The 12,215-nt window shown below is 35.0% G+C and carries 11 protein-coding genes and 1 tRNA gene; 4 read left to right on the top strand and 8 right to left on the bottom strand.

Translation table 11 applies throughout. The annotated features are described in order from the left end of the window. The first annotated feature begins 912 nt into the window (after positions 1 to 912). A complete protein-coding gene (locus C8P67_RS03770) occupies positions 913 to 1,383 on the top strand; it encodes a hypothetical protein (RefSeq protein WP_115810553.1) in 471 nt (156 codons plus the stop codon). 67 nt (positions 1,384 to 1,450) lie between these two features. On the opposite strand, the gene C8P67_RS03775 is transcribed toward C8P67_RS03770, so the two are convergent. Together C8P67_RS03775 and C8P67_RS03780 are read right to left on the bottom strand one after the other, a co-directional pair. Next, complete coding sequence (locus tag C8P67_RS03775) at positions 1,451 to 1,762, bottom strand: DUF6922 domain-containing protein (protein ID WP_115810555.1); 312 nt, start codon at positions 1,760 to 1,762, stop codon at positions 1,451 to 1,453. 46 nt (positions 1,763 to 1,808) lie between these two features. Beyond that, a complete protein-coding gene (locus C8P67_RS03780) occupies positions 1,809 to 2,498 on the bottom strand; it encodes a nucleotidyl transferase AbiEii/AbiGii toxin family protein (protein ID WP_115810557.1) in 690 nt (229 codons plus the stop codon). A gap of 221 nt (positions 2,499 to 2,719) precedes the next feature. Here C8P67_RS03780 and mobA point away from each other — a divergent pair, with 221 nt between their 5' ends. From mobA to C8P67_RS03795, 3 genes are all read left to right on the top strand, one after another. After that, positions 2,720 to 3,145 carry a conjugal transfer protein MobA gene (gene mobA, locus C8P67_RS03785; protein ID WP_115810559.1) on the top strand — a complete coding sequence of 142 codons (426 nt, stop codon included), beginning with the start codon at positions 2,720 to 2,722 and terminating at the stop codon, positions 3,143 to 3,145. Between the two features lie 268 nt (positions 3,146 to 3,413). Continuing rightward, positions 3,414 to 3,689 carry a MerR family transcriptional regulator gene (locus C8P67_RS03790; protein ID WP_115810561.1) on the top strand — a complete coding sequence of 92 codons (276 nt, stop codon included), beginning with the start codon at positions 3,414 to 3,416 and terminating at the stop codon, positions 3,687 to 3,689. Next, the gene (locus C8P67_RS03795) at positions 3,673 to 3,969 is read left to right on the top strand and encodes a hypothetical protein (protein WP_115810563.1); all 297 of its coding nucleotides are present in this window, start codon (positions 3,673 to 3,675) and stop codon (positions 3,967 to 3,969) included. Before C8P67_RS03790 ends, C8P67_RS03795 begins: the two co-directional genes overlap by 17 nt. 52 nt (positions 3,970 to 4,021) lie before the next feature. On the opposite strand, the gene C8P67_RS03800 is transcribed toward C8P67_RS03795, so the two are convergent. The 6 genes from C8P67_RS03800 to C8P67_RS03825 form a co-directional block, all read right to left on the bottom strand. After that, on the bottom strand, positions 4,022 to 5,326 hold the full coding sequence (locus C8P67_RS03800) for a site-specific integrase (protein WP_115810565.1): 1,305 nt from the start codon (positions 5,324 to 5,326) through the stop codon (positions 4,022 to 4,024). A gap of 291 nt (positions 5,327 to 5,617) precedes the next feature. Continuing rightward, positions 5,618 to 5,702: transfer RNA gene (locus C8P67_RS03805), tRNA-Ser, on the bottom strand. A gap of 488 nt (positions 5,703 to 6,190) precedes the next feature. Continuing rightward, the gene (gene ribB / locus C8P67_RS03810; protein ID WP_115810567.1) at positions 6,191 to 7,324 is read right to left on the bottom strand and encodes a 3,4-dihydroxy-2-butanone-4-phosphate synthase; all 1,134 of its coding nucleotides are present in this window, start codon (positions 7,322 to 7,324) and stop codon (positions 6,191 to 6,193) included. Position 7,325: 1 nt separating this feature from the next. Then, positions 7,326 to 8,774: an LptF/LptG family permease gene (locus C8P67_RS03815; protein ID WP_115810569.1), complete on the bottom strand. Its 1,449-nt coding sequence runs from the start codon at positions 8,772 to 8,774 to the stop codon at positions 7,326 to 7,328. Between the two features lie 7 nt (positions 8,775 to 8,781). Then, positions 8,782 to 9,417 (bottom strand): LolA family protein, encoded by a 636-nt coding sequence (locus C8P67_RS03820; RefSeq protein ID WP_245980375.1) that lies wholly within the window; start codon positions 9,415 to 9,417, stop codon positions 8,782 to 8,784. A gap of 320 nt (positions 9,418 to 9,737) precedes the next feature. Next, the gene (locus C8P67_RS03825) at positions 9,738 to 12,197 is read right to left on the bottom strand and encodes a DNA translocase FtsK (RefSeq protein ID WP_115810573.1); all 2,460 of its coding nucleotides are present in this window, start codon (positions 12,195 to 12,197) and stop codon (positions 9,738 to 9,740) included. Positions 12,198 to 12,215 lie beyond the last annotated feature (18 nt).

Consider the following 12,215-nt stretch of genomic DNA (forward strand, 5'->3'; position numbering starts at 1 on the left):
AAAACACAACTTGCCATTACCTTTGTGGTAATATTATTGGAATGGATTTATTGAAAGGGCTTGATGCCCTTTTTTTATTGTAGTGTTATAGAGTAATTTGTTTCAGAAATTATTTGGGATCCAGGATTATATAGAACAGCCCCATCATATAGTTGTGTTTTTCTTAAAGTCTCAGGAATACTGACTCAATAATTAGCTTATATATCCCTATTTATGGATGTATGCAGGCAATCAGGCAGACAAGTACTCAGGAACTCTTGCATGCAAGTATGTAGGTATGTAAGCATGCAGGTATGTTGGCATACCTGCATGCTGGCATTCCAGAATCCCAGAATTCAAGTTTTCCTGCCTGTCTGCATTCTTGAATTCAAGAATGCAGACAGGCAGGAATGCAGGTGTAAAAGCCTTTTATAATCCTGCATATTTTGTAAAAGAGAACCTTTAAGCATAAATGCTTTTAAAACAATAAAACTGTAAAAGCATAAAACTATAAAAATGCTTTACTATAAAAGCTTAGATTTTTACAGATATATTTCTGCCAAACCTCAAAAGTACAATTGAACCTGTGCAGAAACCAAGAAAAAATATATTTTTAAAAGAAAACTGAAAAACCGTAAAAAAGAAAAAGAAAGCAATTTCACTTGACGGGATTCATGCAAACCAAAAGGAAACGGAATAAGTCCCGAAGGGTGGTTTGTGAGGGACGAGCAAAACATTATGCCGTAGTCTATTGGTTTGCATGAGAATCCCGTCATAACTTCGGTTTCTTTTTATTATTTTTTTTGGGTGGAATATAAAATAAAGCCCTAAGATAATTCAAACCTGACTTATACTGCCAACCAAGACATTAAAGTACCTGAATAAATACTATAAAAGCTTTAATAATTACCTTTTGCCATAAAAATCAAGGTCATGAAAAAAGATAAACAGAAAGACAAAACGCAGAAGAAAAATAAAAAACCGACGTCTCTAAAACCTGAGGAGAAAAAAAACAAGGAAATTAAAAAAAATAATAAGAGGTTAAAAACTCCATTTGTGCAGATAGACAGAGGCGGAAACATTTTTACCAATTTCTTTTCTAATTTTCTCAGACAGCTTAAAAACCCTACAAGTACAGGATTGGGCAAGCTTTTGGATAAACTGCTGGTCATTAAAATTAAGGAAAGTGAAAAGAAACCGACAGAGAAGCCCCAGAAGCCAGTGGATATAATGGGACCTGTAAAAACGGTTTTCCGTAATATAGACAACATCGGAAATAATAATTTAACTCCAATGGAAAAAGAATCGCTGAGACAGCGTACAAATCAATCTGTGGATCTCAAGGGGGAACATAGTAATGAAGAGGTAATACGTAAGTCTGGAAAACCCCGCTTAGGGATGTAGTCTTAGTAGAGCCAATAAACTAAAAAAGAAAAACAATTCGGTTTTTAAAACATTTTTTAAAGTAAAGCTAAATCCAGTGATATGGTTTGTCTTTACGGTTTAGATAGCAATACATCTCTTCCTTTTCGAGTTCAGGAAAGAATTTCAAGGCATCTTCAATTGCATAGTTCGGAAGAAAGGAAATCTCATCACGGACAGTTCTAATTACTTTTTCACGCCCATAAAAACGTACAATTTCGTCAATTTGATCCTGACCTCCACGCTCAACAATACGGCCAATTACCATTTTATATCCCCCATCCCAATCAATCTTATCAAATTTAAAATCCCAGAAGAATTTAGGGTTAAGATTGGGTATATGTTTAGTTAATGGCTTCATTTTTTTTAAAATTTGTAACTATTAAAGATAATCTTTTTTAAGTGTATTACCTACGAAATCCTCTCTTTTTATTGGGATTAATTGGTAAATCCTCTCTTTCTGATTTAAATTTATATAATTGATTCTTTACCGCCAGTTCCAGCCGTTTTTGGATATTTTTCCAGTTTTGCTGTTTTTCTTTTAGCATATCCACGCCTTCAAATGTGGTAATCTTGTCATATGTGTTAAGACCTATTGAAGCCCAGTACGGGTCTTTATCATATTTTTTCTGATATGCTTGAAGGTAGAATTTTAAGGGTTCTTGTTCAAGCATAAAGTACATATCGACAAAATCCTTGTATCTGTCACCGCTTTGATGAATTGCGTGGAGTTTCATTGCTCCAATGTCTTCATTGGAAATCATGCGGACTCCTTCAGTTTCTTCTACAGAATTAAGAAGAGGGTAATTGTGAGTAATAAGATCTATCTTAATGTCATCTATGTGCGTAAGAACAGTGTTCTGTGAAAGTCTGCTTTCTTTCAGATTTGCACCATAAGTGTCATGTAGATATTTGAGCATCATCAGCGAATCAAAATCTTTTGTTGTGAAAAGATCTATATCTATTGATAGGCGGTGTCCTAATCTCAAGGCTAATGCCGTACCGCCGACCAATATGTAGTCTTTTAGTTTTTCGTCTTTCATAAGCCTTTGGAGAAGTTCCCACATCTCCTTAGTAACGGTTTCTTTGCAGAGCATAATTTTATATTTTCAGAAAAAGTAATTCTGAAAATGGCCTGCTCTGGCTTAGTGTCCTTAGGTAGCTTTATTTGTCTGAAGTTGTCTTAATTGTGAATCTTTAAATTGGTATCATGTGACAAGTACTTCCTCTTAGCTCCAAGTGATCCGCATTTCATGCTTGCCATAGATAATAATGTATTATTGATTTTAGAATTCTTTAAACAATAATATTTAGTTATATGGATCATACCGAAAAAATCAATTTGCACAAAGGTGGCAGGCCTTTAAAAAATGATCCTGCTGTTCATCGCTACTCAATTAGTCTTACTGCTGAAGAAAATGCCCGGTTCCTGACTCTTTTTGAGACATCAGGGATGCATGTGATGGCTCACTTCATTACAGCCTGTGTTTTTCAGAAAACCATAAAGACAGTAAAGATTGATAAAGCAACAATGGATTATTATATGCGTCTCACCTCATTTTATAGCCAGTTCCGTTCAATTGGGGTTAATTATAATCAGGTTGTTAAACTATTGTATAGCCGTTTTTCCGACAAAAAGGCATCTGCTTTTTTATACAAATTGGAAAAACAGACGACTGATATGGCGGTATTGTGTCAAAGAATCATAACTCTGACTGAGGAATTTGAAAAAAAAATATCTTAAAAAATAGGACTTTCCATCATATCAGATGCTATGAATTCCAAATTGAATTTATCTCTAGCTTGATCAGGAGGTAAGCAAACTTATTACCTATCAACTCAGAAAATATGTTGTTTTCTGCATCTGAAAAAAGCCAATCACAGCCAAAAAACACCATTCAAAACGGTAGGTCGATTTATCTTCTATTACTATAGTACTTTGGTTATATCAATGTGCTTTAAAAAAGCAATTGTTACTAAAAAATGATCTATAATAAGTAAATAAGCATTTTATGGAAGAAATTATAACTAAAGAAGATTTAAGACAGTTTGGTTTGTTATTATTGGATAGTATGCGAAGTATAATTAAAGAGAGTCATGGTAAAGCTGAAACAGCAGAAGGTGAATGGTTAAAAAGCAAAGCAGTTAGAAAACTATTGGATATATCGGCAGGTACAATACAGAATCTTAGAATGACTCAGAAGGTCCGATTTAAAAAAGTTCTAGGGTCGTATTATTATAACAGAGAAGATATTCTAAAGTTGTTTAAAGATGAAACAAACGGATAAACTAAATGAAAAACTGCTTATAGATTATTTGTCTATTTACATAAATGATTCAAAGCTGAATGTGTGGCACCTGATGATTTTAACCGCAATTTTGATCTTGGGACACAAGCAAAATGAGTGGTCTAAGATAAAAGTCAGCCGTAGCAGAATTATGCATCTTTCACATATAAAAACACTGCCTACTTATCACAAATACTTTAAAGAGCTTCAAAATTTAGGGTACATAAGATATAAACCTTCCTATCATCCAAGATGTAAAAGCGAAGTTGAGTTACTTTAAAGAGGTTATCTCAGTACATGAGTTAACCTCTTTTTTGTTCTTATGGGCAAGACTAAGCAATTTTATACTTCTCTTTTATTATTTGGATTTCTTTTTCAAGTCTGCATAGCAAAGCAGAATCTTGCTGGGTCATCTCAGTTTTTTCAGAGTTAAGCTTTTTAGTAAGTACAGACATTTCTCGGCCTATCGAAGCTTGTTCTGTAATGGCGTAGCTTTCGGTCTGCTTTACAGAAGAGTGCCCAAGCATTTCTTTTACTACGTTAATAGGTACATTATTATTTAATGTTATAGTACTGCCAAATGTCCTGCGAGCCATATGTGTATTTAGTGTAAATGGAAAACCGCATAATACAGCAATTTCTTTAAGATATGCGTTCATTTTTTGATTGGAGACAACAGGAAGTATAGTGCCTCGTTTAAGACATAATGGATGTTCTTTGTATTTTTCAATGATATTAAGTGCCTTAGGAAGCAATGGTACATTAGTCGAAGAGTTCGTTTTTTGTCTTTCAGACATAATCCACTGATTGCCGTCAACACCATCTTTAATGTCAGCATTTTTTAGCTGATATGCATCAATGTAAGCCAGACCTGTGTAACATTGGAAAACAAAAATATCCCGCACGGTATCAAGTCTCTCAATGAGAAAATCATGTTTTTCTAGTTTAGCTAAATCATTTGCAGAAATAGGCTTTTTTATGATTTTAGTTTTTCTGCTTTTAAAACTTGTAAAAGGATCTTTTGCAATAATTTCTTTATCAATGGCACGGATGACAATTTTTTTGAAGTTGGCAATGTATTTAAGAGTGGTGTTATTTGCACATTTTCGGACAGTACGTAGGTAAAACTCAAAGTCCTTTACAAATTCAAGATTTAAATCAATAAATTCAAAATCATCAGCTTTGTGTTTGAATTTTATAAAAGCAGTTACATGGTTTTTAGTAATATTGAACCTCTCTAAGGTTGCTTCTGAATATCCATTACCCAGAAGAGCTTTCATTTCATCATTGTGTATTTGGAATTCTTTCAACACTGTCGTTCTGGGTGTTATTTTACCCATAATATGATCCATAATTTTCTTCGAAGTTATAGGTTTACCGCTATATAAAATTTCCGTTTTTATTTCGTGAATTTTCATCATTAGCGAATCCAAGAAAAAGTTCAGAGATTTTGCATCTTCTTTGGTGCCGACTGCTCTTTCAATTTTCTGGTTCCAGCGCTCAACGTCCCATTGCCTTCTGGTAGATGCTTCTTTCGGAATACCGTCAACGGTTATTCTAAAATAAACACTTCTAATTTTACTCTCATTTCTGGGTGCTTTCAAAAAGAAAATCAACCCAAAGCTGTTCTCTAGCATAATTCAACTTATTAGATTAGTAAATGTAGAATTATAACCTCATTTTAACAAGATGTAAACGCTCTTAACCCCTTTGAATATAAGGCTTAGATAAGAAATTTGTGGCGCACTAGCAAGTTTTTAAAATGCGCCACGATTGTGCCACATAAATTTTGTGCATTTTTATAAATATTGAAAACGAGTATAAAATAAAAAACCCTGCAAATCATTAGATTTGCAGGGTTTACCGCTTTTTTAAGCTTTTTTTGAAAACTTTGAAAATCTTGTTTTTCCTTTGTTTTCGAGCTTTTGCGGAGAAAGAGGGATTCGAACCCCCGGACCTGTTACAGTCAACAGTTTTCAAGACTGCCGCATTCGACCGCTCTGCCATTTCTCCAGTATGTCGCTATCATTTCCTGATTGCGAGTGCAAATATAAGAACCTTTTTTGGTTATGCAAGTGTATTTTTAGAAAATTTACACCTCTTTTTAAAGGAACTTTTTAATTGTTTCATTTACTATGCGTTACACACAAAACTTTTTTTTAAAAAATTTTCTATAACTAATGAATCATTGGCAAAAGTGACTAAAAAAAGCTTTGGCTCACATTATAATTGCGTGTTAGCAGTCAAAATAATAAAAAAATCCCTCCGAATATAATTCCGAAGGATTTTTTTATTATCGAGGACTGACCAACCAATCAACAATTAACCATCAACAATTAACCATCAACAATTAACCATCAACAATTAACCATCAACAATTAACCATCAACAATTAACCATCAACAATTAACAATCAACAATTAACAATCAACAATTAACAATCAACAATTAACAATTAACAATCAACAATTAACAATCAACAATTAACAATTATCAATTATCTAATACTTCACATATTCTGTAATTTCCAGCCCGTACCCTATCATCCCTACTCTTTTGCTTTGCTCAGTATTGGAAACTAAACGGATTTTAGAAATATCGATATCATGCAGTATTTGAGCTCCAATTCCATAATCTTTGGTATCAATAACAACTTTAGGAGCTTTCATTGTCCCCTCAGATTGGAGGGCTTTCAATTCAGTAATACGGTTCAGTAAATTTACAGCCGACATATCCTGATTGATAAATATAACGGCTCCTTTGCCATTATCATTTATAATTTTAAACATATTATCTAATTGCTGATCAACATTATTAGTCAGTGTTCCTAATAAGTCGTTATTTACCTGCGAAGAATGGATCCTTGTTAATATAGACTCTCCAAGATTCCATGTTCCTTTAGTCAGTGCGATATGAATCTGCTTGTTGGTAATCTGCTCGTAAGCTCTCAGACGAAAAGTTCCAAAACGGGTGTTGATATCGAAATCTTCCTTTTTGATAATTAAGCTGTCATGCTGCATTCTATAGGCTACCAAAGCTTCAATAGAAACCAGTTTTAAATTGAATTTCTTAGCCACTTTAGCCAGTTGCGGCAGGCGGGCCATAGAACCGTCTTCATTCATGATTTCAACAATCACCCCAGCTGGTTTAAAACCTGCCAAACGGGCAAAATCAATAGCTGCTTCAGTATGTCCTGTTCTTCGCAGAACACCGCCCTGTTTGGCAATCAATGGAAAAATATGTCCGGGACGAGCCAAATCATGGGGCTTCGTGCTTGGATCAACTAATGAAAGTACTGTTTTAGCTCTGTCGGCAGCCGATATTCCGGTTGTTACCCCTTTACCTCTCAAATCTACCGAAACGGTAAAAGCAGTTTCCATAGGATCGGTATTATTATTTACCATTACGTGCAGTCCTAACTCTTTACAGCGGCTTTCGGTTAATGGAGCACATATTAAACCACGGCCGTGTGTGGCCATAAAATTGATCATTTCGGGAGTTACTTTATCGGCAGCAGCCAAAAAATCACCTTCATTTTCGCGGTCTTCATCATCAACTACAATAATAACTTTGCCTTGGCGAATGTCTTCGATGGCTTCTTCTATAGTGTTGAGCTGTATTTTTGTAGCAGACATTTTATTCTTTATTTTGAGATGGAATTATTTTTTGAAATATTTTCTGAAATGCTTTCTGTATAGGCGTCAATAATACATCAAGATTTATCAGGCCAATATCATTTGTTGCACGGTATGTTAGTAAAAGTGCCAATGGCGTTAAAATCATCGAGGACATCCACGAGCCAAAAAAAGGTGCAAGGCCGTCTTCCTGAGAAATTCTTTTGCCAAAGGTATTGATAAAGTGAAACGATATAAAAATCAATACTGCAAATACGATTGGTAAGCCAATCCCCCCTTTTCGAATAATAGCACCCAAAGGAGCTCCTATAAAAAACATTAAAAAACAGGCATATACAATAACAAACTTATCATTTAATGACAAAATATGGCTGTTTATATTTTTCTTTTTATTGTCCAGTTCGGTTTTAGTAGCATCAATAGAATAAAGCAGACTTTGTGCATTACTGCTGGCAGTCGCCAAAATCGTTCCCTTTTTTTCATTATCAAAAAGAGATAATAAATTTTTCACCAGTCCTTTTTTTCTTGGAGCTGGTGCTTTATTATTATTAAGAACCTGCAGTCTAGAGGTGCTGGTTTCCGAAAAAGCGATAATATCATTATCTCTGTTTTTATTCAGGGAATCCAAAGTATACTTTAAATCACTAACATTAAGCATGTTATTTGTATTCGACACCGATTCGTCTTTGGTATCCACTTTATTCATTTGGGATAAATCGATATTGATCCGGTAAACTTTAAAGGAACTTTTTGCAAAAGGCAGTTTGCTCCTTTCTTCATACTTTTTGGGTACAATATCTTGATAATAGTTCCCGTCGTTTAAAACCAGCTGCAGCAGATTTGTTTTTTCATTACTTATTAATTCTCCGTTTGTGGCACGGATTACCGTTTTACCGCCATCCCCGTTTTGTGCTTTTTGATGAATCGTAATACCGGTCAGACGATTGCCGTTTTCCCCTGATTTTTTATTCACCTTGATATTGTACATCCCGACATCACTGAATTGCCCTTCAGTAATAGCCAGAGCAGGCTTAGCCTGAGCAATATTTTTTCTGAAATTGATAAACTTAAATTCAGCATACGGAATCACATTATTAGCAAATAAAAAAGCAATAATGCTCAATATCGCAATGGCAATAGTCAGGCTTCGCATAGCCCGCTGCAGTGAAATTCCGGAAGATTTCATCGCCGCAAACTCATAATGTTCAGATAAGTTTCCAAAAGACATTATCGAAGCCAATAAAATAGAAAGCGGTAATACCAAAGGCACAATCCGGGGCATCGAAAAAGCCAAAAATTTAACTACCATAAAGAAATCCAGATCTTTACCGGCTAATTCAGCTATAAACAGCCAGACAGTCTGCAGTATGAATACGAAAAAGAGGATAACAAATACCGTGGCAAATGTACCTAGAAAAGTTTTTAATAAGTATTTGTCTAGAATTTTCACTAAATAATTAGTCTAATTTATTGATGTAATAATTGGGATATTTACTCGCCGCAAAGGTAAATTGATTTTTTGGTAAAGCCTGATTTGTTTTAAAAGAATTCACGGTCAAAGTCGTTTTTGTGCCTTTTTTGCCAATTTCAATAATGTTGTAGATATTATTGGTTTTAGAGTCCACCCCTACCAAAATCTCTTTTCTCTGATCTTTTGGATTGCTTGGTACCAATTTAATATACTGGATTTTTTTACCGCCCGCATTCTGAACGATATCCATCGAAAATTTATAGCCTTTATTAAAAAAAGTCAGCATTTTTGAAGGAGTAATAGCTGCCTCATCTTTATCATTCAGGGTCGAAACAGTGATTTCTTCGTCTTCAGGAACAATAGTATACGTCTTTTTTCCATCAAAAAGCTTCGTAATACCCATAAAATTCAGCACATATTGATTCCCTTTCATAACAACAGTTCCTTTGCTGTCCTGATTAATATTCTCTTTAGCATTATTCAGTGAATATTTAAAATCAATGGTTATATTATCGTAACTTTTCACTTTAGCAGTTACCTTATCCAATAAAGCTTTCGCTTTTGCATCTTGAGCCTGAGAGGAAAATCCAATAAAAAAGATCATTAAAAATCCCAAGATCATCTTAACTCCTATTTTGTTCTGTACTGTCATTTGTTCTGTGTTTTGTATCAAATTATTAATTCATTTGGGATCAATTATTCGGGCGTGACTCTATTTAGGAAAGGGGCTTATTTTCGCGGCGGTCATTAGCCCCTTCCCTAAATAAAGTCGGGCTATCCATGCTACTTTGGTAGCTTATTCCTATCCCTCACGCAAATCCGGGTAACGGGAAATTTAGTGCAAAAATAAAAAGCTAAAAGGCGAAAAACATTAAAAAAAAGCTAAATTATTAATACATGGAGATCAAAGTCTAAAAGTCCAAAATCAAGCAGTCTAAAAATCTAATTTTCATTATTAAAAAACTGATCCAAGCTGGCCATATCCTGTATGTTCACGCTTCTGGCCTTACTGCCTTCAAAAGGGCCTACAATTCCAGCTGCCTCCAATTGGTCGATTAGTCGCCCTGCTCTGTTATAACCCAGTTTCAGTTTACGCTGCAATAATGATGCCGAACCCTGTTGCGCATTTACAATTACCTCAGCAGCTTCTCTAAATAAAGTATCTCTTTCCGAAATATCCATTTCTAAACTAAGACCACCGTCTTCACCAACAAATTCGGGAAGCAGATAAGCGGTCGCATATGCTTTTTGTGAACCAATAAAATCAACAATTTTTTCCACTTCAGGAGTATCCACAAAAGCGCACTGCACCCTTACAACATCATTCCCATTAGAGTAAAGTAAATCTCCGCGGCCAATTAACTGATCAGCTCCCTGTGTATCAAGAATAGTTCGTGAATCAATTTTTGAAGAAACTCTAAACGCAATTCTCGCAGGGAAATTGGCTTTAATCAAACCTGTAATAACGTTTACCGAAGGTCTTTGAGTAGCAATAATCAAGTGAATCCCAATTGCCCTGGCTAATTGCGCTAGTCTGGCAATAGGCATTTCGACTTCTTTTCCAGCCGTCATAATCAAATCGGCAAACTCATCGACTACTAATACAATATAAGGCAAAAATCGATGCCCGTTTTCAGGATTTAATTTACGGGATTTGAATTTTTCATTGTATTCCTTGATGTTACGAACCATCGCATCTTTCAGCAGATTATAACGGTTGTCCATTTCCACACACAGCGAATTCAGCGTATTTACTACTTTTGCATTATCGGTGATAATCGCATCGTCAGTGTCAGGAAGTTTGGCCAGATAATGTCTTTCGATTTTATTAAAAAGTGTCAGCTCGACTTTCTTCGGATCGACCATGACAAATTTAATTTCGGCAGGATGTTTTTTGTAAAGCAATGAAGTGATTACTGCATTCAGTCCAACCGATTTTCCTTGTCCGGTAGCACCTGCCATCAGTAAGTGAGGCATTTTGGCCAAATCGACAACAAATGTTTCATTCGAAATGGTTTTCCCCAAAGCAATAGGCAGTTCCATTTCGGCTTCCTGAAATTTAGCAGAACCAATCACGCTTTTCATAGAAACCATCGTAGGATTCTTATTCGGAACCTCGATTCCAATAGTTCCTTTTCCAGGAATTGGAGCAATAATACGAATTCCTAATGCTGAAAGCGACAAAGCGATATCGTCTTCTAAACTCTTAATCTTAGAAATACGGATACCGGCTTCGGGTACAATTTCATATAAAGTTACCGATGGACCAACGGTAGCTTTAATTTGTGCAATCTCGATTTTGTAATTGCGGAGTGTCTCAACAATTCTGTTTTTGTTCTCCTCTAATTCTTCCTGATTGATCGTAATGCCGCCGGTCGAATACTCTTTTAATAAATCGATGGTAGGATATTTATAATTGGATAAATCCAACGTAGGATCAAATAATCCAAAATCAGCTACCAATTTTGAAGCTAAATTTTCTTCTATAATGTCTTCTTCAGGAGCTTTTTCAATTACAAAAGCTTCCTCTTTTATGGGTTCTGGGTTTGGAGGCAGAATATCCATCGGAAGCGGCTTGAGCGTAGGCTCCAGATTAATTTCAGAAGAACTTGAAATTGTTGGTTTTAAAGCCTCTTTATTAATTTCAAATTGAGAATTAGCTGTTTTTAAATGAATGTCGTCTATTAAATCTTCTTCCAGTTCTTCTGCAGGTTCTTCTACAGCAAATTCTTCCAGATTATAACTAGGATCATTTGATGAAACTACTGCCTGACGGACAGCCATATCTTCACTAATCTCTTTTTTGGTACTTTCAAAAAACGACTGTACTTTTTCTGGAGATACCTGCAGTTTGAAAATCAAATATATAATCAGCCCGAAAATCAGCCCTAACAGCGTACCGGTTTTTCCTATATAATCCTGAAGAAATAAATTTAGTTCATATCCGATAGTACCTCCTAATTCCGGTAACGATGCAGCAAAAAATCCAAACAGAACAGATAAAACAATAATGGCAAATAAGTCCCAAAACCATGTCGCTTTCAGCTTTTTGATCGAAAGATCTAAAACTAAATACATTCCGGTAAGGAAAAATAAACGCACAAAAAGAAAAGAGGCAATACCAAAACCGCGGTATATAATTAAATCAGCAAGATAGGCTCCAAATTTTCCGAGCCAGTTTTGAATTACTTCTTTGCGGTCAGTCAATTCAGAAACAGCACTTTGATCTATTTTCCCATAAATAAAAAAGGAAACAAATGCTACCAATAATGCTATCGAAAATAAAACCAGAAGAGCACCCAAAACAATTCTGTGCTGTTTAGTTAACTGCCAGGATTTTACATCTTTGGATTCGGAATCTTTCTTTTTATCTAAAGTTTCTTTTTTTGTAGATTTTGCCATTCTTGAATTAAATTGAAC

It is taken from the genome of Flavobacterium aquicola, assembly GCF_003385115.1.
Lineage (GTDB): Bacteria > Bacteroidota > Bacteroidia > Flavobacteriales > Flavobacteriaceae > Flavobacterium > Flavobacterium aquicola.